The 24,290-nt window shown below is 32.9% G+C and carries 17 protein-coding genes; all 17 read left to right on the top strand.

Annotated features, from left to right (window positions below; translation table 11 throughout):
• The first annotated feature begins 143 nt into the window (after positions 1 to 143).
• The 17 genes from murB to BS101_RS20405 all read left to right on the top strand — a co-directional run bounded on the left by murB (position 144) and on the right by BS101_RS20405 (position 24,277).
• Complete coding sequence (gene murB, locus BS101_RS20485; protein WP_073540527.1) at positions 144 to 1,058, top strand: UDP-N-acetylmuramate dehydrogenase; 915 nt, start codon at positions 144 to 146, stop codon at positions 1,056 to 1,058.
• Positions 1,059 to 1,228: 170 nt separating this feature from the next.
• Complete coding sequence (rapZ, locus tag BS101_RS20480) at positions 1,229 to 2,110, top strand: RNase adapter RapZ (RefSeq protein WP_073540525.1); 882 nt, start codon at positions 1,229 to 1,231, stop codon at positions 2,108 to 2,110.
• Positions 2,107 to 3,435: a gluconeogenesis factor YvcK family protein gene (locus tag BS101_RS20475; protein WP_073540523.1), complete on the top strand. Its 1,329-nt coding sequence runs from the start codon at positions 2,107 to 2,109 to the stop codon at positions 3,433 to 3,435. Before rapZ ends, BS101_RS20475 begins: the two co-directional genes overlap by 4 nt.
• A 13-nt stretch (positions 3,436 to 3,448) precedes the next feature.
• Positions 3,449 to 4,399, top strand: coding sequence for a DNA-binding protein WhiA (gene whiA / locus BS101_RS20470; protein WP_073540521.1), 951 nt, complete (start codon positions 3,449 to 3,451; stop codon positions 4,397 to 4,399).
• Positions 4,400 to 4,410: 11 nt separating this feature from the next.
• A complete protein-coding gene (locus BS101_RS20465) occupies positions 4,411 to 5,715 on the top strand; it encodes a DRTGG domain-containing protein (RefSeq protein WP_073540520.1) in 1,305 nt (434 codons plus the stop codon).
• 126 nt (positions 5,716 to 5,841) lie between these two features.
• A complete protein-coding gene (locus tag BS101_RS20460; protein ID WP_073540510.1) occupies positions 5,842 to 9,318 on the top strand; it encodes a DNA polymerase III subunit alpha in 3,477 nt (1,158 codons plus the stop codon).
• A gap of 202 nt (positions 9,319 to 9,520) precedes the next feature.
• The gene (gene pfkA, locus BS101_RS20455; protein WP_073540508.1) at positions 9,521 to 10,477 is read left to right on the top strand and encodes a 6-phosphofructokinase; all 957 of its coding nucleotides are present in this window, start codon (positions 9,521 to 9,523) and stop codon (positions 10,475 to 10,477) included.
• Positions 10,478 to 10,530: 53 nt separating this feature from the next.
• Positions 10,531 to 12,288: a pyruvate kinase gene (pyk, locus tag BS101_RS20450; protein WP_073540506.1), complete on the top strand. Its 1,758-nt coding sequence runs from the start codon at positions 10,531 to 10,533 to the stop codon at positions 12,286 to 12,288.
• A gap of 141 nt (positions 12,289 to 12,429) precedes the next feature.
• A complete protein-coding gene (gene rlmD / locus BS101_RS20445) occupies positions 12,430 to 13,839 on the top strand; it encodes a 23S rRNA (uracil(1939)-C(5))-methyltransferase RlmD (RefSeq protein ID WP_073541446.1) in 1,410 nt (469 codons plus the stop codon).
• 401 nt (positions 13,840 to 14,240) lie between these two features.
• Positions 14,241 to 14,816 (top strand): restriction endonuclease subunit S, encoded by a 576-nt coding sequence (locus BS101_RS20440; RefSeq protein ID WP_073540504.1) that lies wholly within the window; start codon positions 14,241 to 14,243, stop codon positions 14,814 to 14,816.
• Positions 14,813 to 18,022: a type I restriction endonuclease subunit R gene (locus BS101_RS20435; protein ID WP_073540502.1), complete on the top strand. Its 3,210-nt coding sequence runs from the start codon at positions 14,813 to 14,815 to the stop codon at positions 18,020 to 18,022. The genes BS101_RS20440 and BS101_RS20435 overlap by 4 nt, the downstream gene beginning before the upstream one ends.
• A 74-nt stretch (positions 18,023 to 18,096) precedes the next feature.
• Entirely contained in the window at positions 18,097 to 19,305 is a 1,209-nt protein-coding gene (locus BS101_RS20430; RefSeq protein ID WP_073540500.1) for a restriction endonuclease subunit S, read from the top strand.
• A gap of 32 nt (positions 19,306 to 19,337) precedes the next feature.
• Positions 19,338 to 20,927 carry a type I restriction-modification system subunit M gene (locus BS101_RS20425; protein ID WP_073540498.1) on the top strand — a complete coding sequence of 530 codons (1,590 nt, stop codon included), beginning with the start codon at positions 19,338 to 19,340 and terminating at the stop codon, positions 20,925 to 20,927.
• A gap of 178 nt (positions 20,928 to 21,105) precedes the next feature.
• Positions 21,106 to 21,894, top strand: coding sequence for a KilA-N domain-containing protein (locus BS101_RS20420; protein WP_242951347.1), 789 nt, complete (start codon positions 21,106 to 21,108; stop codon positions 21,892 to 21,894).
• Positions 21,895 to 22,003: 109 nt separating this feature from the next.
• A complete protein-coding gene (locus BS101_RS20415; RefSeq protein ID WP_073540496.1) occupies positions 22,004 to 22,591 on the top strand; it encodes a TetR/AcrR family transcriptional regulator in 588 nt (195 codons plus the stop codon).
• Positions 22,584 to 23,498: an ABC transporter ATP-binding protein gene (locus BS101_RS20410; RefSeq protein WP_073540485.1), complete on the top strand. Its 915-nt coding sequence runs from the start codon at positions 22,584 to 22,586 to the stop codon at positions 23,496 to 23,498. The genes BS101_RS20415 and BS101_RS20410 overlap by 8 nt, the downstream gene beginning before the upstream one ends.
• On the top strand, positions 23,498 to 24,277 hold the full coding sequence (locus BS101_RS20405) for an ABC transporter permease (RefSeq protein WP_083585789.1): 780 nt from the start codon (positions 23,498 to 23,500) through the stop codon (positions 24,275 to 24,277). The genes BS101_RS20410 and BS101_RS20405 overlap by 1 nt, the downstream gene beginning before the upstream one ends.
• Positions 24,278 to 24,290: the final 13 nt, after the last annotated feature.

The raw sequence follows: 24,290 nt of genomic DNA, 5'->3' as shown, positions 1-24,290 counted from the left end.
AATATGAAAATTATAAATTAAATAATGCAGCAGTTATTATATTGCTAATTTTAGAAGGAGTATATCTAAATATTGATTAAGAATTATACATACATTATACTGAGTATAGTACATAATTTTAATTTTCGAGGAGAATATTTACGATGAATAAGTTTGAAGATTTTGCTATAAAGTTAAGAGAGATATTGGATATAGAGGACATAAAAATAGATGAGCCCATGAAAGAACATACTTCATTTAAAGTAGGAGGACCTGTAGATATATTACTTACCCCTAAAAATTTTAACCAGGTAGTAGATGTGGTGAAATTATGTAAAAAAGAAAATATGCCTTATTATATAATGGGAAATGGCTCTAATTTGCTGGTAAAAGATGGTGGTATAAGGGGAGCAATGATCAAGCTCGTAAAGTTAAACAAAATTCAAGTTAAAGGAAATAAAATTATTACAGAAAGTGGTGTATCATTAAAGGATATTTCAACTACAGCATTAGAAAATTGTTTAACAGGATTTGAGTTTGCCTGTGGAATACCAGGAAGCGTAGGTGGTGCAGTCACTATGAATGCAGGCGCCTATAATGGAGAAATTTCAAATGTAATAGAAAGTGCTAAAGTTATATGCAATAGTGGAGAAATTATAGTACTTAATAGAGAAGAAATGGAACTTGGATATAGAATGAGTTCTATATTAAAAAATGGATATACCATTTTAGAAGTTACATTCAATCTGGAAAAAGGCGATAAAGAAAATATAATGAATCGTATAGAAGACTTAAGCAGAAGAAGAAATGAAAAACAACCTTTGGAGTATGCTTCAGCAGGAAGCACTTTTAAAAGACCCCAGGGACATTTTGCTGCGAAGCTCATAGAAGACAGTGGCTTAAAAGGAGAAAGTGTAGGAGATGCACAGGTATCTGAAAAGCACTCAGGTTTTATAATAAACAAAGGAAATGCTACTGCAAAAGATATTTTGACTTTAATATCTATTGTACAGGATAGGGTAAGGCAAAACTTTGATATAGATTTATATACTGAAGTTAGAATTATAGGGGAAGACTAGGTAAAGGTAAGACATTAAAGCTGGAGGATTAGTGTATACTGCACTGGATTCTCCTTTTTAGTTATATTTTATCGTAGCAGCTTGGTATGTTATAATTAAGAAATAAATATGTACTATAATTGTGAATTTGATATGACTAAATAAAATATTGCTCATGGAGGGATGTAACTGTGAGATTTGTTATAGTAACAGGATTGTCAGGAGCAGGAAAAACTCAAGCTATAAGAAATTTAGAAGATTTAGGATTTTTTTGTGTAGATAATTTGCCTCCTACACTAATACCTAAATTTGCAGAGGCCTGTTATCAAACTGATGGAAAAATTGATAAGATAGCACTTGTTATAGATATAAGAGGAGGACAGTTTTTTGATGATATATTTGAAAGTTTAAATTATCTACAAAAACAAGGATATAAATATGAAATATTATTTTTAGATGCTTCAGATGAAGTATTGATTAAAAGATTTAAAGAATCTAGAAGAAAACACCCTCTGGCACCTGATGGCAGAATTTTAAACGGAATACTTATGGAAAGAAATAGACTTAGAGAAATAAAAGATAGGTCAGATAACATAATAGATACATCTAAATTGGCAACAAGAGAACTCAGGGAAGAGATAACGAGGATATATTCCGAAGAAGGCCAAATGGAGACTCAATTGATAGTTACCGTGCTTTCTTTCGGATTTAAATATGGCATACCTGTTGATTCGGATCTGGTATTTGATGTGAGATTTCTACCTAATCCTTTCTACATTCCTGAACTTAAAAAGCATTCCGGCAGAGATAAAATTGTAGTTGACTATATAATGGACTTTAAGGAAACTGTTGAGTTTATAGATAAATTGGAGGATATACTTGAATTTCTAATACCAAATTATTTGAAGGAAGGTAAAAGACAGCTTATTGTATCTATAGGATGTACAGGGGGAAGACACCGTTCTGTAACCATTGCAAACACTATTTATAACAGATTAAAAAATAATGGCCATAGAGTGAATATAGACCACAGGGATATAGAAGAAGATATTAAAGGTGGTAAAAAGCTATGAAGATTATAGATTGGTTTAGACCTGGCATTAAGGTTAAAAGATGGGTTATGTTGGGGGCTATGGGGGTACTTTTTATAATATTTGGAGTAATTGAGTTTATAAATAGAAGATTGTATAGTTATTATTATATATCTTTTTATGTATTTTTGATGGCATCAGGAATTTTTGTAGTATATATTTCTGTAACTCAGGGAATGAGATCTATAATAGCCCTTATAAATAAAGGATATTTGAGTGTATCTTTAGATTCTAAAAAGTTAGAAAATTTAATATATGAGAAACGTTTATTAATCAAAGGTCCTAAAATTGTTGCCATAGGGGGAGGCACTGGTCTTTCTACTATGCTTAGAGGTCTTAAGTATTATACTTCAAATATAACAGCTATAGTTACTGTGGCAGATGATGGAGGGGGGTCTGGAGATCTTAGAGAGGATCTTGGAATGCTTCCCCCTGGAGATATAAGAAATTGTATAATGGCTCTTGCAGATACGGAACCTCTTATGGAAGAACTTTTACAGTATAGATTTAAAAATGGAAGGTTGAAAAATCAGAGTTTTGGCAATTTATTTCTAGCAGCTATGGATGGCATATCAGGAAACTTTGAAGAGGCCGTTCATAAAATGAGTTCTGTACTTGCAGTAACAGGAAGAGTAATGCCAGTTACCTTAGATAATTTGGTCTTAAAGGCAAGATTAAAGAATGGCACTGTAGTATCTGGAGAATCCAATATTCCCTATCAGGCTACTGTTCAAAATACCTGTATAGATAAAATATTTATAGAACCTGAAAATGCCAGGGCTTTAAGGGAAGCAGTGGATGCCATATTAGAAGCAGATGCCATAATATTGGGGCCGGGAAGTCTTTATACCAGTGTAATCCCGAACCTTTTGGTAAAAGATATAGCAAATGCAGTAAGAAAAACCCCAGCTATAAGACTGTATGTTTCAAATATAATGACACAGCCGGGAGAAACAGATGGATTTTCTGTAGAGGATCATATAAGTACTATTTTTAAGCATGTAGGAAATGATATAATGGATTATGTTATTGTTAATGTGGGAAAGATAGATGTAGAATTAGAAGGGAAATACAAAGAAGAAGAATCCCATTTGGTAAAGATAAATGATGATAATATATCTTCTTTAGGCGTAAAAGTTATTGAAGGAGATTTTATAAGTATTAAAAATGGTTTAATAAGGCATAACTCTGAAAAATTAGCATCCATACTAATAGAAACTATTATGGATAAAAAGCTTTTGTATGATAGAAAGAAGAGAATAGAATATTTCTATTTGTCAGAGAGATTAAAAGAAAATAAAAAGTAAGTGGGAGAGAGACATGTCATTTTCATTGAAAGTAAAAAATGAAATTTGTAGATATAAAATTATTAGTGAAAGGGAAGCGGTGGCAGAATTATCTGCAATAATGAAAGTGAGCGGAACCCTGCTTTTAGGTGCAAATAAACAGTTTAATTTTAAAATAATTACTGAAAATGCTGCTACTGCTAGACTTATATTTAGAATATTAAAGGATAAGTTTAATATACATACCAAAATACTTGTTAAAAAGAATAATTCCTTTAAGAAGAATAATGTTTATATGATAATGATAACGGAAAATATGGATGTAAAATCCTTACTTAAAAAAGTGGGGATTTTAAAAGAAGAAGAGGGTGTTTTTTCTTTAGATTACAGTATACCTAAAAATATTATGGAAAGTGAACAGCTTAAAAGAGCCTATATCAAAGGGGCTTTTTTAGGAGGGGGCAGTATCAGCAACCCAGAAAAAACCTATCATCTTGAATTTGTTACCCATAACAATGAATATGCTAAGGAATTGAGTAGACTTATAAATGGATATGGGTTAAATTCTAAAGTAATACAGAGAAAAAATAGTTTTATAATTTACATTAAAGAGGGAGAACAAATAGTAGATTTATTAAATATAATAGGAGCTCATTCTTCTCTTCTTGAATTGGAGAACATAAGAATAATAAAGGAAATGAGAAATAATGTTAATAGGCTTGTAAATTGTGAAACTGCAAATTTAAGTAAAACTGTAAATGCATCTGTAAGACAATCTGAAAGTATAAAACTTATACAAAGAGAAATAGGACTAAATAGACTTCCTACTAATTTAAAAGAAATTGCACAATTAAGATTAAAATATCCAGATGAATCCTTAAAAGAGTTGGGTGAAATGCTGACCCCAAAAGTAGGTAAATCCGGGGTAAATCATAGATTGAGAAGAATTGAAAAAATAGCGGAGGAACTAAGAAAAGAAAGGTAGGAACTTGTTGAATGTCAAAACATGAAAAGCTAATGAAATATATACTTTCATTAAAAGCTGGGACCAGAATTTCAGTTAGGAGTGTAGCCAGTGAATTGGGTGTTAGTCATGGAACCGTATATAGAGCCATAAAACATTCTGCTGATCTTGGTATAGTTACTACCATTCCTAGAGTGGGAACCGTAAGGATAGAAAAGGTTGAAAAGAAAAATATAGAAAAATTAACTTATGGGGATGTTATAAATATTATAGATGGAAATTTGCTTGGGGGAAAAGATGGAATATATAAGATATTACATCATTTCATAATAGGAGCCATGACCATAGACACTATGAAGCAGTATATAGAAAAAGACTGTCTGGTTATAACAGGTAACAGAGAGGACGTTCAAAAACTTGCCCTTTTAAATGGGGCAGGAGTTCTTATAACAGGAGGTTTCAAATGCAGCAGTGAAACAAGGAAATTGGCAAACAGGAAATGTCTTCCAATAATATCTGCAAATTATGATACCTTTACAGTGGCAAGTATGATAAATAGAGCACTTTCAGAAAATTTGATAAAAAAAGAAATAGTTCTTGTGGAAGATATAATGCAGGGTGATCCTTGTTATCTTAAGGATACAGATACGGTGCATGTATGGAAAAAAGTTATGGAAAAAGTTAATTATAAAATATATCCTGTGATAGATGACAAAAAAAGAGTAATAGGAATTGTATCTTCAGAGGATCTGTTAAGTTGTAATTCAGATAATGAAGCTTTAAGTAAGATAATGCATAAAGAGCCTATTGTAGTAAAACCCAAAACTACAGTGGCCTATGCAGCCCATATGATGGATTTAAAAGGATTGGAAGTATTTCCAGTGGTAAATCATAAAAAACTCATAGGAATTATAACTAAAAAAGATATAATAAAAGCACTTCATTATATGGCAAGACAGCCTCAAGTAGGAGAGACATTAGAAGATCTGATATTGAAGAAATTTCAGTGTCAGGTAAGGGATAATAAATTTTGTTTTATAGGAAAGATAACTCCAGAGATGTTAAATGATATAGGAACAGCTTCATGGAGTTCTTTAAATATGATTTTGTCTACTATGGCCATTGTGACTTTAAGACAGAAAAGTAATGCCAATATGTTGGTAGTGGACAGTATAAGCACATATTTTATAAAACCTGTACAAATAGATAATCAGATTGAAATATATATTGATGTAATAGACCTTGGAATAAATCACTGCAAGGTAGAGGTAAATATGTTTAATAATAAGAATATAGCCGGAAAATCTATTTTATCTGCAAGGATAATAAGAAAATAATATATTTTATAAAGCTTTGATGGGAGGTAGACTGGCGTGATGGCCGGTTATTTTTTATCCGAAGACTGTAGAAAAAATGTCATAATTTACAAATAATTTTATAAAAAAGGAGGAAGAATATTTTAAATGGGTGATAAAAAATATAAATGGGTAAGTCTGCATCAGCATACAGAGTACTCTCTCTTAGATTCTTCAGCCAAAATTTCAGAACTCATAGCCAGAGCTAAGGAATTAGAGATGGACAGCATTGCTATAACAGATCATGGGAGTATGTATGGTTGTGTGGAGTTCTATAAAGAAGCTAAAGCGCAGGGAATTAAACCTATAATAGGGTGTGAAATATATGTATCCCAAAAGTCTATGTATGTAAAACAAAATAATGGGGAAAATGAGAATTATCACTTAGTGCTTCTGGTAAAAAATAAAGAGGGATATAAAAATTTGATGAAAATAGTTTCTACAGCTTCTATTGAAGGATTTTATTATAAACCAAGAGTAGACCATGACTATCTAAGGGAACATAGTGAAGGGTTAATAGCATTAAGTGCCTGCATGGGTGGTGAAATACAGGCAAATATACTGAAAGATAATATAAAGACAGCTAAGGAAATAGCTCTTCTTTACAAAAAGATATTTAGAGAAGGATTTTACCTTGAACTTCAATATCATGGTATAGAAGAACAACTAAAAATAAACCAGGAACTGATATCCATGTCAAAGGAACTTAATATTCCTTTAGTTGCAACAAATGATGTGCACTATATAAGAAAAGAGGATTATAGGTCTCATGATGTTTTGCTTTGTATACAGACAGGGAAAACTGTGGACGAAGAACAGAGGATGAGATATCCTTCAGACGAATTTTATTTAAAATCTCCAGAACAAATGTATGAAATATTCTCTTATGTGCCGGAAGCTCTGGAAAACACAGTTAAAATAGCAGGCCAGTGCAGTTTTGACTATGAGTTTCACAATTCAAAACTACCTAAGTTTCCTCTTGAAGAAGGTATAGACCCTTATGAGTATATGAAAGAACTGTGTTATAAAGGACTTAAAAAAAGATATAAGAATATAGATGACAATTTAATAAATAGACTGGAATATGAATTAGATATAATAAAGAAAATGGGATATGTAGATTATTTTTTAATAGTTTGGGATTTTATAAGTTTTGCCGTACAAAATGGAATTATGACAGGACCGGGTAGGGGCAGCGGAGCTGGCTCAATAGTCGCATATACCCTTGGAATTACTAAAGTAGATCCAATAAAGTATAACCTGATATTTGAACGCTTTTTGAATCCAGAGAGAATATCCATGCCGGATATCGATAGTGATTTTTGTTATGAGAGAAGAGGGGAAGTCATAGACTATGTAGTGGAAAAGTATGGTAAAGACAATGTATCACAAATTGTAACTTTTGGAACCATGGCTGCCAGAGCATGTATAAGAGATGTGGGAAGGGCAATGAATTACCCTTATGGAGAGGTAGATAGAATAGCTAAAATGATTCCCACAATGTTAAATATAACTATAGATAAAGCCCTTGAAATTAATTCTGAACTTAAAGAGGCCTATGAAGAGGAACCTAGAACTAAGGAGTTAATAGATGTGGCAAGAGCGCTTGAAGGACTTCCAAGACATACCTCTACCCATGCGGCAGGAGTGGTTATAGCTTCAAAACCTCTGGTAAATTATGTGCCCCTTCAGAAAAATGAAGGCAATATAGTAACTCAATTCACTATGAATACCTTAGAGGAACTTGGCCTCTTAAAAATGGACTTTTTAGGGCTTAGAACTTTGACAGTTTTAAGGGATGCCCTAACCATGATTAAAGAAAATAAAGGAAAAAGCATTGATTTAGATAACATAGATTATGATGATAAAGCAGTGTATGATATGATAGGACAGGGAAAAACTGTAGGAGTTTTTCAACTTGAATCTCCGGGAATGACCTCTTTCATGAAAGAATTGAAACCAGATTCTTTGGAGGATATAATAGCCGGAATCAGCCTTTATAGACCGGGACCTATGGCTGAAATACCAAAATATATTAAAAATAAGAATAGTATTCATGAAATTAATTATGTAACCCCCCAGCTTGAGCATATACTATCTGTTACTTATGGATGCATGGTGTATCAAGAACAGGTAATGCAGATTGTAAGAGATCTGGCAGGTTACTCCATGGGAAGAAGTGATCTGGTAAGACGTGCAATGTCTAAGAAAAAACACCATGTTATGGAAGAGGAAAGGCGTAACTTTGTATATGGAATAGTAGATGAAAATGGAAAAGTAGAAGTACCGGGATGTATAAAAAATGGCATATCTGAAAAGACTGCCAATGATATATTTGATTCCATGATAGATTTTGCATCCTATGCATTTAACAAATCACATGCTGCTGCTTATGCTGTAGTGGCATTTCAGACAGCATACCTAATGCGTTATTATCCTACAGAATTCACAGCAGCAATGTTAAACAGTGTAAAAGGCGATAGTGAAAAGGTAGCGTATTATATAAGGTTTGCAAAAGGGATTGGAATAGAAGTACTACCTCCTAGTATTAATGAAAGTTATGCAAAATTTACAGTAGAAGATGGCAGAATAAGATTTGGATTGTCTGCTGTAAAAAATGTTGGGGAAAATATAATAGACAGTATAGTTAAATCTAGATTAAAACATGGTAAATTTAAAGATTTAGTGGATTTTTGTAGTAGTATAGAGATACAATCAATAAATAAAAGAGTGGTGGAAAGCTTAATTAAGGCAGGGGCTTTTGATTGCTTTGGAAAATATCGTTCACAATTAAGTTTAGTATATGAAAAGATAATTGACAGTGTCATAAATTCAAGGAAAAAAAATATAAAAGGACAGATAAGTCTTTTTTCCCAGATAAAGGATAGCAGTATAGAAATACAATATCCCTCTATAAAAGAATTCATGAAAAGAGATATGCTGTCCATGGAAAAGGAAATGACGGGTTTATATCTTTCAGGTCATCCTTTAGATGAGTATGAGAAAACTTTAAAATTACAGACAGATACTAAAATATCAGATATAATAACCCGGGAGACATTAGAAGAAAGTTTCATAGAAGAATCCAGAGTAAGAGATGGAGATAAGGTTATAGTTGGAGGAATATTATCACAGGTATCTAGAAAGGTTACTAAGAATAATGACATGATGGCTTTTGCCAGATTAGAAGATTTATATGGGATTATGGAAATAATAATATTCTCTAAAACTTTTCACAAATTTAAAAGTCTAATTTATGATGATTCCATGATTTTAGTAAAGGGCAGAATAAGCATTAGAGAAGAGGAACAGCCTAAATTGATCTGTGAAATTGTAGAACCTCTTATGAGAATAGATACAGAAAAACTTTATATATTAATTAAAGAACAGCAGGATATAAAAAATACATTGAAAGAAGTGAAACCTTTACTTATAAATTTTAGTGGAAGTGTTCCGGTGTATTTATGTACACAAAAGGAGAGAAAAAAATTCAGATTAGATAGGGATCTGTGGATAAAATCTGATCCGGATCTTATGAGTATATTGAGAAAAAGATTTGGAGATAACAATGTAAAAATTATATAAGATGAAATTTGTATATTTTATTGTAAAGTAAACAAAATATTAAAGAAAACTTTTTTCGTGTATAAGTACAAATTGAGCAGGATTAATTATTTTATGGTAAAAAATACATAAGTGTGGTATAAATAAAATTAATAGATTGGATAGAAATTTGCTTTAAGTTGGCAGGGATATTTGATTCCCTGTAATTATGGGAGGTTTGTGTATGAAAAAAATAGCTGTGTTAACTAGTGGGGGAGATGCACCAGGTATGAATGCTGCCATAAGAGCAGTTGTAAGGACTGCTCTGGATAAAGATTTCAATATACTGGGGATAGAAAGAGGATATAGGGGACTCATGAATGGAGAAGTAGTACCTATGGAAAGAGAAAGTGTGGCAGATATTATACAGCGGGGAGGTACTATATTAAAGACTGCTAGATCAGAAGAGTTTAAAACAGATAAAGGCAAAAAAATAGCTGTAGGTATACTGGAAAAGTTTCAAGTAGATGGATTGATAGTAATAGGTGGAGATGGCTCCTTCAAGGGAGCTCAGGAATTATCCAAATTGGGCATATCTACTATTGGAATACCGGGAACTATAGATAATGACATGGCATATACAGACTTTACCATAGGATTTGATACGGCAACAAATACAGTTTTAGATGCAATTAATAAGTTGAGAGATACTTCCACGGCCCATCAAAGGGTAAGTATTGTAGAAGTTATGGGAAGAAATTGCGGAGATATAGCTCTTTATGCAGGACTTGCCGGTGGAGCTGAAAATATAATTATACCAGAAAAGGGATATGAAGAAGAAGAATTGTGTAAAAATGTACTGGAGGCAAAGCTAAATGGTAAAGTGCATAATTTGATAGTGTTAGCAGAAGGTATAGGAGGAGGAGAAGCCTTAGCCCAAAAGATACAGTATGTTACTGGAATAGAAGCTAGAGCTACAAAATTAGGACATATTCAGCGAGGAGGCAGTCCTACTTGCAGGGATAGAATATTGGCTTCGAGGTTTGGATATAGAGCAGTTGAGCTATTGGAAGAGGGAAAAACCTCACGAGTTATTGGCATTAAAGAGGAAAAGATTATTGATTTAAACATAGATGAGGCCTTAAATATGCCAAGAACATTTGATGAGAAACTATATGAAATAGCAGAAGCATTGGCATGATGGCATTATGATAGTGATAAAAATAAATTTTGTATAAGGAGAGTATGGGAATTATGCAAAAAACTAAAATGATTTTTACAATTGGACCCACCAGTGATTCAGAAGAAGTTTTATCAAAACTTATTGAAGCTGGCATGAATGTAACCAGACACAATTTTTCTCATGGTGACTATCCAAGTCATGAGAAGAGAATAAATACAGTGAAGAAGCTCAGAGAAAAGTACAGTAAACCTATAGCAATTATGCTGGATACCAAAGGACCTGAAATAAGAACAGGGGACTTTGAAGATGGGAAAGTTCAGCTAAAAGAGGGAGATAAATTTACCATCTACTGTGGAAATAACATTATAGGGGATAATACTAAATGCTCCATAACTTATGATGGGTTAGGTAATGACTTGAAAAAAGGAGACAGTATATTAATTGATGATGGATTGGTTGCCTTGGAAGTGGATGATATTGAAGATAATAAAATATACTGCATAGTTAAAAATAATGGAACAATCAGTAATCATAAGGGGGTGAATGTACCGGGAGTTTCTACTTCACTGCCGGCATTAACAGAAAAGGATAAAGGGGATTTGATATTTGGATGCAAAATTGGCGTAGATATGATAGCGGCATCTTTTATAAGAAAAGCCTCTGATATACTTGCCATAAGAAAGGTACTGGAGGCAAATGGAGGACAAGACATACAGATATTCTCTAAGATTGAAAATCAAGAAGGTGTTGATAATATAGACGAAATAATAAAATTTTCTGATGGAATAATGGTGGCAAGAGGAGATATGGGAGTGGAAATTCTCATAGAACAGGTACCTTTAATACAAAAAACTATAATACAAAAGTGTAATAAAGCAGGTAAACCGGTTATAACTGCAACTCAAATGCTTGATTCTATGATAAGGAATCCAAGACCTACTAGGGCTGAAGCATCAGATATAGCCAATGCCATATTTGATGGAACAGATGCCATAATGTTAAGTGGTGAAACTGCCAATGGAAAATACCCTGTAGAAGCAGCACGGACTATGTCAAGAATAGCCCAGGCAGCAGAAGAAAAAATCGACTATGATTCCTTATTGAAAAAAAGGAGGGAAGTTCATATACAGAATGTACCAAATGCTATAAGCCTTGCTACCTGCAGCACTGCTTCGGAATTGAAAGCTTCTGCTATAATAACTGCTACACAGAGCGGACATACGGCTAGAATGGTTTCAAAGTATAGACCACAATGTCATATTATAGCTGTAACTCCGAGCGGTAAAGTGGCAAGAAGGCTTGCATTAAATTGGGGGGTATTTCCCATACTTACTAAAAGGGTGGATTCTACGGATGAATTAATAGAAGATTCAGTTAAGATAGCATTAGAAAGTGGCTATGTTAAAAAAGGAGATCTAGTAATTATAGCAGCAGGCATACCGGTTAGTTATTCTGGCACTACTAATATGTTAAAAGTTCATATAGTTGGAGATATATTAGTTCAAGGGAGAGGGTCAGGAGTTAGACCTGGTTATGGAAATGCAAAAATAGTTTATAATCCTAAGGATGCCAAGGAGATAATAGAAGATGGGGATATTTTAGTAGTTAAAGATTTAGATATAGAATATATGGATGTATTGGATAGGGTTTCAGGGATTATAGCTGAAAATGGGGGATTAACTTCTCATCTTGCTATTGAATGTCTTACAAGGGAAATACCTATTATCTGTGGAGCTGGAGGAGCCACTGAAATATTGAAAACAGGTACATTTATAACTATGGATATTATAAGAGGAATAGTGTATAATGGCAGAGCCAATATAATGTAAAAAATGTTCATTAAAAATTTACATAAATTTATTGTATATTACAGAAATATATGGTTAAAATTATATGATGGGAAATTAAGAGACAACTGATTCCATATTTAAGCACCTTTACAGGTGCAATTTTTTTTGGTAGGTGAATTTATGGCAAATAAAATAGATAAGAATAAAGAATATGTTTTAACTATAGATGGAATGGGGTATCAAGGAGAGGGAGTAGGAAAAATAGAGGGCTTTACAATTTTTGTACCTGGAGCCATCCAAGGGGAAAAAGTCAGAGTAAAAGCTGTAAAGGTAAATAAAAATTTTGCTTTTGGCAAATTAATGGAAGTAGCTGAAGCTTCTAAGTACAGGGCAACTCCTACCTGCAGCATATATAAAAGGTGTGGCGGGTGTCAGCTTCAGCACGTATCCTATAATGGACAACTATTTTTTAAGGAAAATAGAGTTAAAGATTGTTTGGAGAGAATAGGTAAGCTTCAAGTAATTTCAGGAGAACAAAGTATTCACCAACATGAAGCCGTGACAAATTTATATCATACTATAGGCATGGAAAATCCTTATAGGTACAGAAATAAAGTACAATTGCCGATAGGCAGATCAAAGGATGGCATAAATATAGGATTTTATGCAAAGAAAACTCATGAGATAATCAATATGAGCAGTTGTTTCATACAGAGTGAAATTTCTGATAAAATAGTTAAGCTAACTAGACAGTGGATTGAAAAATATAATATTGAGCCTTATAATGAAAAAGATGGTAAAGGGATCCTAAAACATATAATGATAAGGGAAGCCTTTACTACAGGTGAAATTATGCTGGTAATAGTAACAGCTGTGGCTCATTTACCTTATAAGAAAGAATTTATAGAAATAATAACTAGAAATGTATCTGGCATAAAAAGCATAGTACAAAATATAAACAGGGATAGAACTAATGTAATAATGGGAAAAGAGTGTATAACTCTTTGGGGACGGGACACCATAAATGATTATATTGGAAAATTTAAATTTAGCATATCCCCATTGTCATTTTTTCAAGTAAATCCTGTGCAGACAGAGGTACTTTACAACAAGGTATTGGAGTATGCGGGATTAACCGGAAGTGAAGTTGTATTTGATGCATATTGTGGAACTGGAACCATATCTCTATTTTTGTCACAGAAAGCTAAAAAAGTTTATGGAGTAGAAATAATTCCCCAGGCCATAGAAAATGCCAATATGAATGCCATAGAAAATGGCATAGACAATGTGGAATTTATAGTGGGGAAGTCGGAAAAGGTAATACCAGAACTTATAAAAAAAGGGATAAAAGCAGATGTAGTGGTAGTAGATCCTCCTAGGAAAGGATGTGAGGAAGCACTTCTTCATTCCATTGCGGATATGAAGCCAAGGACAATAGTTTATGTATCCTGTGATCCTGCAACTCTTGCAAGAGATTTAGCTATTTTAAGGAATTTCCAGTATAGGGTTGAAAAGGTACAACCTGTAGATATGTTTCCGCAAACAAGTCATGTAGAGACGGTAGTTAAGCTTAAAAGTAAAGACAGCTAGAGGCATTGGTATAGCTGCAATTAGTAGGTGGTAAAAACTTTATATATTTAGTGATACGGGTAGGAAACAGCAAGTATAATACCCCTTGCCTCCATCAAATAAGAACTAAAATTTTGATACAATAAAAAGTCACTGAAATCAGTGGCTTTCATCGTTTTTTGTTAAAATTAATAAGTTGGTTAGACTAAATTATTTCATTAAAATTAAGACCTAATAGTAAAAATGTACTAGAAGTGTGTAAAAGGGTGCAAGGGTGTTTACTTTTTAGCGAGAGTAATTAGTGAAAAAATTTAAAAATGTAATTTTTTAAAATTACATTTTTGATAGTTGCAATAAAATTCCTTTTGTGCTATGATTATATTATAGTAAATAAAGTTAATTTTAGAAAGGCACAATATTTTATGAAAAAGTTGAATGAATTGGTTAGGTTAGTAAGTGGAACACCTCAATTTAGGATTACTGAAGCGTTTGATGAGAAAACACCTGTTTTTACTTATTATAGTCAAACAGATTTAACAGATGATTTAGTAGGCGTTACTTCAAACGATGTGCATAATAAGCAAGTTAGAACTAATGATAAAGTAAATACTTTATGCCAGGGTGATGTGGTGTTTAGTTTAATCACGGGAATTGCAACGATGATAAGAAAAGAGCACCAGGGATACCTTTATACGCAAAACTACGTTAAATTATTGCCTGGCAAAAACATTGATTCAAAGTTTTTGGTTTATCTCATTAATGAAAACAAAACAATCAAAAAACAATTTATGCTGGGACTGCAAGGTTCACAAGTTTTAAAGTATACTCTCAAGCAACTTAAAGAGCTTGAAATACCTAAAATACCTTCCATAGATAAGCAAAAAATTATAGGACAAGTCTATTTTAGTCAGTTAAGGCTGCAAACTCTTAGAAATAGGGCAGCAGAACTTGAAACAAAAATCAGATTATCCAAGTTAGAGGAGGCAATGAAGAGATGAATGAACCTCAATTTGAAACTGAATTAATACAATATATTACCAGTGGAACCATAACTAAACCTGAACGTTTAGAAGGAATCAGTGACTTTGTGATTAGTGAAAAATCTGTTGATTACAGTGTAAAAACAAAGCTGTGGAAGTATGAACCAAAAATTAAAACTACAGAAAAACTTTGGGATAACTTTAAAGAGATTCTTGAGAGGCACAATCAAAATACACTTGATCATCCACTAAGTACTGTGGAATTTAATCAAGTTAAAAAGATTATATCTGGTATTCAAATACCATATGAAGCTGGACAATTTTTATATGGACTTAATGGTGTATCGCAAATCGAAATTGATTTAGATGACGGTCGTCACGTGTTTTTAACGGTTTTCGATCAAAAACAAATTGGTGCTGGAGATACAGTGTATCAAGTGGTCAATCAAATTGAACGCCCTGCAATTATCACTGGGAAACAAAATCGTCGTTTTGATACAACACTTCTTATTAATGGTTTACCTATCATACAAATTGAAGAAAAACGTGATACACATGATGTCAATGAAGCACTAAATCAAATGCATCAATATTCCGAAGAAAACCAATATCGTGATATTTTTTCCACTCTACAAATATTGGTGGCAATTACGCCAAATAACGTGAAATATATGGCGAATACCACATCGGATAAGTTCAATAAGGACTTTGCTTTTAACTGGCAGCGTAAAAGTGATAATACCATTGTGCGTAATTGGAAGGAGTTTGCAGATTTAATGTTGAGTATTCCAATGGCACATCAAATGGCTACTAATTATATGATTTTGGATGGCACAAAAAACAAACAAATGTTAAAGGTAATGCGTCCATATCAAGTATATGCGACTCAGAATGTAATTGAAAATTTAAAGCAAGTTGATTTTGAACTGGGCACAAATAAAGTAGGTTATATCTGGCATACTACTGGTTCTGGTAAAACTATAACTAGTTTTAAAACAGCATGGCTTGCAAGCCGCATGCCGAAAGTTGATAAAGTTGTCTTCGTAGTGGATAGAATTGCTTTAACGAAACAAACAAATGAAAATTATAGGGCCTATGATCCAGATGCTGGTGAAGATGTTATTGGCAGCGTTCAAGATACTAATAATACTAATGATTTGAGCCGTAAACTAAAAAGTAAAGATAATAGTATTATTGTTACCTCTGTTCAAAAGCTTGATACCTTAGTGAAACGTAAATCTTTTAAAGCACCTGATAAAAATATTGTATTTATTGTGGATGAGGCACACCGTTCAACTGGTGGCGAAAGTTTTGCAAAGATACAAAAGGCGTTTAGAAAATCTGCTTGGATTGGTTATACAGGAACGCCCATGTTTGATGAAACTACTAGTGGTTTGCGAACAGAAGATATTTTTGGACCATTGTTACATGCATATACTATTCGTGAAGCAATTGCAGATAGAAATGTTTTGGGCTTTAAAGTGGATTTTGAAACAACCATTGATGAAAAACAAATGAAATTAAAATATCTGCCAAATTTCTATAGAGAACGTTATCCGAAGTGGACTGAAGAACAGATTCAAAAGAAGATTAATAATATAAGTCAAGAAGACATGGATGATGCGGTTGAACCAAGCTTCTATGATGAAAATCCAGATCATATTAAGTTAGTAGTTGAAGATATTTTCAAGAACTGGCGAAATCGTTCAAATGAAGGTAAGTATAACGCCCTCTTTACTACTCATGTTGGTGGTGGAAAAGTAAGTATTCCAATGGCAATGATGTATTTCAATGAATTTCAACGAGTAAACGGTGAGAATAAGAAGAATGGCGGACAAGCATTAAAAGTGGCAGTTACATTTAGTCAAAACTCATCTAATAATGATAGTATGCTTGCCACCAATCAAGGTTTGCATGATGCTATCAAGGTCTATAACAAAGAATTCGGTACAAGCTTTGGTATGGATGATGTAGATGGATATACACAAGATGTTACTAGTCGTTTGAATAAAACTGCTACAGATAAGAAATTCTTAGATATTGTGATTGTGGTAGATCAGCTTTTGACCGGATTTGATGCACCAGAACTTAATACACTTTATGTAGATAGAACACTTAAAGGGGCTGGACTTATTCAAGCCTATTCAAGAACAAATCGTATTGCTGATACGCAAGAAAAACCTTGGGGGCATATTGTAAATTATCGTTGGCCTGCTCAAAATGAGAAATTGATGAATGAAGCTCTCGCAATTTATGCTAATAAAGATTCCGCAATTTTATCAGAAAATGAGCAACGTAAATCTAACCAAAAAGATGGTATTATAGCTAAATCTTTTGAAGATGTATTTAATGAAGTTAAAGAGGTTGTTGAGAAATTAGACAGCTTAACTAATGAGTTTCAACAATTACCACCTTCTGAGAAGCAAAAAGAATATATGCTTGATTTGTTGCGTGATTATAATGCTGGTATGGCTAAATTAAAACAATATACCCCTGAAGAAGTTGATGGAAATACAGTAGGTTTCAATTACGACAATCCTGATGAGTTAGTTGAAAAATTAGGCATGACTAGTGAAGAAGAAGTTATGCTTACTACAGTTTTAACCAATGAGCTTAAACAACATATATCAAAAGAAAAGAAAATTCCTTTTTATCAAATTGAGTTAAGAATGACTCATATCAAGGATGTGAAAATAGATTATGATTATTTAACTGAATTGGTGGAACAATTATTAAACCAAGTGCATGAGGGCAAGAGCCAAGAAGCGCAAGCTACGAAAGAGAAAATTGATCAATTTGCCACTGGTTTGGAAGACAGAAATTACGCTGCGAAGGTTATGAATGCAGCAACTGCTATTATCAAAGGACATTTTCCGCCAGAAGGTTCTAATTTTAAATATCCAGTAAAATTGAGAGATAGTGAACAAATTATTCAAGCGGCTAACAATGTCAGCCTTGATAGAATGTTCCTGGATTTTCGAGTGAAGTGGGGAATTACAGATATTATCACAAGTGTTCAGATGCGTGAATTGTTTAGTCATCATCGTTATGGCTTACAAGATTTAGATGATACTGGTCAAATTCGAGATATAATTGCCCAAGCAAGCGTGGATTATAAGACGTTAGCACATAATGAAGGGATACAATCTTTGTCTAAAATCAAGTATCGTAATAGTTTGCGTGAAGCAATTTATAAATTAGCGGATGAACAGGCTGAAAGCTAATTTATATCTAATAACACTTTAAAATTAATTATTGAACTGCCGACTATCAATTGACAGTTAAGATAGGAGATAAAATGGATAAAGATAAAGCGAATGTACCTAAAATAAGGTTTCCAGGATTCACTGACCCTTGGGAACAGTGTAAGTTAGGAGATATAACAGAATGTTATTCTGGAGGCACGCCAAGTGTAAGAAATAAAACATATTATGGAGGTACCATTCCATTTATTAGATCAGGTGAAATAAATGCTTATTCAACAGAATTATTTTTAACAGAAGAAGGATTGCAAAATTCATCAGCTAAAGAAGTAAAGAAGGGAGATATTTTGTACGCCCTTTATGGTGCAACTAGCGGTGAAGTAGGAATATCACATATGAATGGGGCTATTAACCAAGCAATCTTAGCAATCAAACCAAGTCCAAAATATAATTGTTATTTTATTGCTCAGTGGCTAAGAAAACAAAGAAACTTAATAGTCAATACTTATTTACAAGGTGGACAAGGAAATTTATCTGGGAACATTGTTAAAGATTTAGTAATTAGTATTCCTGAAAATGAAGAAGAGCAGAGTAAAATTGGCACCTTTTTCAAGGACCTCGACAACCTTATCACCCTTCATCAGCGTAAGTTAAATCACTTGCAAGATAAGAAGAAAAGTTTGTTACAAAAAATGTTCCCCAAAAATGGCGAAGATTTTCCAGAACTTCGTTTCCCAGGATTTACTGACCCTTGGGAACAGCGTAAGTTTGAAGATTTTACAAAATTATCACAAGGGCTACAGATTGCAATAAGTAAAAGATATACAGAAAATATAGATGGTAGTAAATACTTTTATATTACAAATGAATTTCTAAATCCTAAAAGCGATAAAAAATATTACATTAAAAATCCACTTAAAAATGTAGTAGCAACAAAAGATGATATATTAATGACTAGAACGGGAAACACTGGGAAAATAGTTACAAATGTGAGTGGTGCCTATCATAATAACTTTTTTAAGATTGATTTCAATCATTCAAAGTATGACAAAATGTTTTTGTATTATCTTTTAAATATAGTCTGTATACAAAAAGAAATTTTATCTAGAGCAGGAACGTCTACAATACCAGATTTGAATCATTCTGAATTTTATACTATTAAAGTAGTGTTACCAAGTTATGAAGAACAGAAAAAAATTGGGGAGTTCTTTAAACAATTTGACGATTTTATCATCCTTCATCAACGTAAGTTAAATCACTTGCAAGAACAAAAGAAAGCATTACTACAACAGATGTTTGTATAAAATAAGCTGAAAAGAGAAAGGAAATAAAAACAATGAGTAATAATCTACAAACAATTACAAGTAAACTTTGGGCTATGGCAAATGAACTGCGCGGCACAATGGATGCATCAGAGTACAAAAACTATATCTTAGCATTTATGTTTTATCGATACCTTTCGGAACATCAAGAGAAGTATTTGGTGGGAAACAATGTTATTGATGTTGCAGGGCGAGAATCTATTAATGATGCTTACCTAAAACAAGCAATAGGTGCAGATTTAGATGACTATTTACAAGATATTTCATTAAGTTTGGGGTATGCAATTGCCCCAAATGATACATGGGAATCTTTGACTAATAAAATTAATGATGCACAAGTTATTCCTAGTGACTATCAAACTATTTTCGATAACTTTAATAAAAACGCGGAATTAAATAAAGAAGCGGTGAAAGATTTTCGTGGTATATTCAACGATATTAACTTGGGAGATTCACGTCTTGGAAGTTCTACAAATGAACGTGCAAAATCACTTAACAATATAGTTAAGTTAGTTGATGGAATTGAATACAAGGGAGATGATGGAAAAGATATTTTAGGCGAAATCTATGAATATTTAATTGGTCAATTTGCTGCAAGTGCTGGTAAAAAAGGTGGAGAATTCTATACACCTCATCAAGTAAGTAAAATTTTAGCTAAAGTAGTTACTAACGGTGTAGAAAAATCAGATGAATTCTTCAATGTATATGACCCCACAATGGGATCAGGTTCCTTACTACTTACTGTTGGACAAGAATTGCCTAATGGTAGTCCTGTGAAGTACTTTGGTCAAGAGTTGAATACGACAACTTATAACTTGGCTCGTATGAACTTGATGATGCATGATGTACCTTATAATAATATGACACTAAATAATGCTGATACTTTGGAAAGTGATTGGCCAGATGGACCAGACGGAAAAGGGATTGACCACCCACGCAGTTTTGATGCAGTGGTTGCAAATCCACCATATTCTGCAAAATGGGATAATGATGAAACAAAATTAAAAGATCCACGCTTTAGCGATTATGGGAAATTAGCACCAGCTTCAAAAGCGGATTATGCATTTATCTTGCACAGTATATATCATTTAAACAACACTGGCACAATGGCTATTGTTTTGCCTCACGGCGTGCTATTTCGTGGTGCATCAGAAGGTAAAATTCGTCAAACTCTGATTGGGAAAAATTATCTTGATACGGTTATTGGTTTGCCAGCTAACTTATTCTATGGAACTAGTATTCCAACAACAATTTTAGTATTCAAGAAGAATCGTAAAACGAAAGATATATTATTCATTGATGCAAGTAATGATTTTGAAAAGGGTAAGAATCAAAATAACTTAAATAATGAAAATATACATAAAATCATCAATACGTTTAAAGAACGTAAAGATGTTGATAAATATGCTCATGTGGCATCAATTGAGGAAATCAAGGAAAATGAGTTTAACTTGAACATTCCACGTTATGTTGACACTTTTGAAGAAGAAGCTCTAATTGATTTGGAAGAAGTAAATAAGCAGTTAGAACAAGATAATAAGGAAATTGCGGAACTTGAAGCAGAGATTAATGAACAATTGAAGATTTTAGGTGTAAAAATTTAGATTTGTTGGTAATAGGAAGGTGAGATTTTCACTTTCTTACATTTGCTTGGGAACAGCGTAAGTTGTAGCAAGTATTAGTCTATATGCATCGGGAGATAGTGTGAGAAAAACACATGATAAATTTTTAAGACAAAATAAGACAAGTTAATTAGCTATATGATAAAATAATATTAATTAAATGGCAAGAAGCGAGGTGGAATTAATGCCTAAAGAGAAAGAGTATAAAGAAACTATACATGCAAATGGAACAAATATTTCTGTTGTTTCAAAAGGAAACAAAGATGATTATATAAGCTTAACTGATATTGCAAAACATAAAAATCCGGAGTATCCTGCCGATATAGTTAAAAATTGGTTAAGAAGTAGAAGTACTATAGAATTTTTAGGATTGTGGGAGAAGATGAACAATCCAGATTTTAAACTGGTCGAATTCGACCAGTTTAAAAATCAAGTTGGTTCTAATGTATTTGTATTGTCACCACAAAAATGGGTATCAGCAACAGATGCAATTGGTATTGTTTCAAAATCAGGTAGGTACGGTGGAACATATGCCCATAAGGATATTGCTTTTGAATTTGCTTCATGGATTTCACCAGAATTTAAACTTTATATAATTAAGGACTATCAAAGATTAAAACAAGATGAAAACAGTAGGTTATCTCTTGAGTGGAATGTAAATCGTGTGCTTTCTAAAGTAAATTATAAGATACATACAGATGCTATAAAAGAAAATCTAATTTCTAACGATTTAACAAATAAGCAAATAGGATTTACATATGCAAATGAGGCAGATATGTTGAATATGGCCCTGTTTGGAAAAACTGCAAAACAGTGGCGCTATGAGAATTCGGATTTAAAAGGAAATATAAGAGATTATGCAACAATTGAGCAGCTTATTGTAATGGCCAATCTTGAAAATATGAATGCTAATTTTATTGAAAAAGGTTTATATGTAATGATCCCTTAAAAAGGGCATTGTAGTTTCCTAAGCTATTTTTATTGACAAACTAATATATTTGTTATACAATCTATATGACCAAATATTCAAATATAGTCATATAGACGGAGGCGATATTGTGCCAAGAGGTTTTACTGAAATTGAAAAAGAAAGAATTATTACTATTCTACGAGAAGAGGGACAAAAACTATTTGTGGCACGTGGTATTAAAAAAGTGACAATTGATGAACTGGCAAGTGCTGCACACATTGCAAAAGGTTCATTCTATTCATTTTATCAAACCAAAGAAGAACTGTTTCTAGATATTAGTACCTACTATCAGCAAAAATTATTCAACGACCTTGAGCCAATTCTATCGTTTGATAATTGTTCTGATAAGAAAAAGGTTTTTCTATTTCTGAAAACCGCCTTAGAAAAACTTACTGAGTATCCTTTGCTCGGCATGGTGAATTCTGAAATAATTGAACTTCTATATCGTAAATTGCCACAGGAAAAAGTTGATGCGGAATTAAAATCTGATATTTTAAGGCTTGAAATATTTGAAAATCATAAAATTAGATTTAATTATCCACATCCTATAGTGGCTAAGGTGTTTCAAAAGGCAACGATAGCCTGTATACAGAATCAATCTGATAGTGATAACAGCATAATAACAGATATTTTACTCCAAAGCATTGTTGAAAAGGTTGTGAAGGATTATGAATAGTATTATTGCAACAGATAATATATCCAAATATTATGGAAAATTAGCAGCAGTAAATAATGTTTCATTAAATGTTTCTGAGGGTGAAATTTATGGATTTTTAGGTCTCAACGGCGCTGGTAAAACTACAATGATAAGAATGCTGCTGGGAATGATTAAGCCTTCGGAGGGCAAGGCTTATATAAATGGCAATATTGTGAATGCAGGGAACTATAAGCTATGGGAAAATGTCGGCTATATGGTTGAAATGCCGAATGCCTATCCCGAACTTACTGTATATGAAAACCTTGAAATTGCAAGGAAACTCAGAAATATAAAAGATAATTCAGCTTCAAAAAGAATCATTGAAAAGCTTGCTCTAACTGAACACATTAATAAAAGATCAAAAGCTTTGTCACTGGGCAACAAACAAAGGTTAGGCATAGCCAAAGCACTAATACACATGCCGAAAATATTGATTCTTGATGAACCGACAAATGGGTTAGACCCAGCTGGAATTGTTGAAATACGGAACTTGCTTAAAGACCTTGCTGCAAACATGGGGATAACAATACTTATTTCAAGCCATTTGCTTGGGGAGATTTCTAAAACAGCAAGTAGAATTGGTATTATTCATGGAGGAAAATTGATAAGTGAGTTCAATGCTTATGATTTTGAAAATTTGAGGGAGAAAACGGTATTAATTGAAGCAACTGATAATAATCGTGCAAAATCAATACTTTTAAATAATGGCTACAACATTACTGAAAGTAAATCTGTTCTAACATGTTGTGATGAAAAAGCTGTTATGCACCCGGAGAAAATAGCTGAAGTACTTGTAAAAAACGAATGTCCTCCTAAATCTTTATTTACAAAGAACGAGGAGCTTGAGTCGTATTTTTTTAGAATTATCGCACAAAAGGAGGTTTGATGATGAACGCTTTATTTACAGTTGTGTTAACAGAATGTCTTAAAATAAGAAAATCAAAGATTTTTTATATATCCGTTATCAGTTTCTTATTCTTGCCTTTGGTTTGCAGTTTATTTATGTTTATAGCAATGCATCCCGATTTAGCACAAAAGTCTGGAATAATAACGCAAAAGGCTAAAATTATATCGGTTGCAGGTTGGCAGTCGTATTTAGGTCTGATTTCTCAGATGATTTCGGTTGGTGGTATTATACTTTTTGGATTTATTACAAGTTGGACTTTTGGAAGGGAGTACTCAGATGGTACGATAAAGGATTTACTTGCTTTGCCATTGGCGAGAAGTATAATTATAACTGCAAAATTTATCTCGGTTATCCTTTGGAGTACATTTCTGGCCATTACTGCATTCCTAGTAGCGACCATTATTGGAGGGTTAATTTCTATACCCGGATTTGATATGCACATTTATTTAATAAATGCTGGTACGTATTCTGTTTGTAGTTTAATGGCGATTTTCTTAAGTTCTCCAATTGCTTATTTTGCTTGTTTTGGAAAGGGATACTTACCGCCTCTCGGATTCTTAATTTTTGTATTGTTTGTTGGGAATATCATGGCAACAATGGGGCATGGTGCTTACTTCCCTTGGAGCATTCTTGGAATTTACTCTGGAGCGGCAGGTAGTATAGTTCTTCCTTTCGTGAGCTTTATCATTGTTTTTTTGACAGGCATGACTGGTGCAATAGCAACATTTGTATGGTGGAGATATGTAGATCAACAATAAAATTAATAATTAT

The organism is Clostridium kluyveri, assembly GCF_001902295.1.
Taxonomy (GTDB): Bacteria; Bacillota; Clostridia; order Clostridiales; family Clostridiaceae; genus Clostridium_B; species Clostridium_B kluyveri_B.
Note: the sequence above shows the minus strand (reverse complement) of the source record. Positions and strands in the feature narration are given on the sequence as shown.

What these genes read in the sequence shown, in the direction of transcription:
- BS101_RS20420 (WP_242951347.1), top strand. Translation starts at nt 21,106, where the DNA reads ATGGCAAGAAGCGAGGTGGAATTAATGCCTAAAGAGAAAGAGTATAAA.
- BS101_RS20475 (WP_073540523.1), top strand. Translation starts at nt 2,107, where the DNA reads ATGAAGATTATAGATTGGTTTAGACCTGGCATTAAGGTTAAAAGATGG.
- BS101_RS20405 (WP_083585789.1), top strand. Translation starts at nt 23,498, where the DNA reads ATGATGAACGCTTTATTTACAGTTGTGTTAACAGAATGTCTTAAAATA.
- whiA (WP_073540521.1), top strand. Translation starts at nt 3,449, where the DNA reads ATGTCATTTTCATTGAAAGTAAAAAATGAAATTTGTAGATATAAAATT.
- BS101_RS20435 (WP_073540502.1), top strand. Translation starts at nt 14,813, where the DNA reads ATGAATGAACCTCAATTTGAAACTGAATTAATACAATATATTACCAGT.
- BS101_RS20440 (WP_073540504.1), top strand. Translation starts at nt 14,241, where the DNA reads ATGAAAAAGTTGAATGAATTGGTTAGGTTAGTAAGTGGAACACCTCAA.
- BS101_RS20430 (WP_073540500.1), top strand. Translation starts at nt 18,097, where the DNA reads ATGGATAAAGATAAAGCGAATGTACCTAAAATAAGGTTTCCAGGATTC.
- BS101_RS20460 (WP_073540510.1), top strand. Translation starts at nt 5,842, where the DNA reads ATGGGTGATAAAAAATATAAATGGGTAAGTCTGCATCAGCATACAGAG.
- rlmD (WP_073541446.1), top strand. Translation starts at nt 12,430, where the DNA reads ATGGCAAATAAAATAGATAAGAATAAAGAATATGTTTTAACTATAGAT.
- BS101_RS20425 (WP_073540498.1), top strand. Translation starts at nt 19,338, where the DNA reads ATGAGTAATAATCTACAAACAATTACAAGTAAACTTTGGGCTATGGCA.
- BS101_RS20465 (WP_073540520.1), top strand. Translation starts at nt 4,411, where the DNA reads ATGTCAAAACATGAAAAGCTAATGAAATATATACTTTCATTAAAAGCT.
- pyk (WP_073540506.1), top strand. Translation starts at nt 10,531, where the DNA reads ATGCAAAAAACTAAAATGATTTTTACAATTGGACCCACCAGTGATTCA.
- pfkA (WP_073540508.1), top strand. Translation starts at nt 9,521, where the DNA reads ATGAAAAAAATAGCTGTGTTAACTAGTGGGGGAGATGCACCAGGTATG.
- murB (WP_073540527.1), top strand. Translation starts at nt 144, where the DNA reads ATGAATAAGTTTGAAGATTTTGCTATAAAGTTAAGAGAGATATTGGAT.
- BS101_RS20410 (WP_073540485.1), top strand. Translation starts at nt 22,584, where the DNA reads ATGAATAGTATTATTGCAACAGATAATATATCCAAATATTATGGAAAA.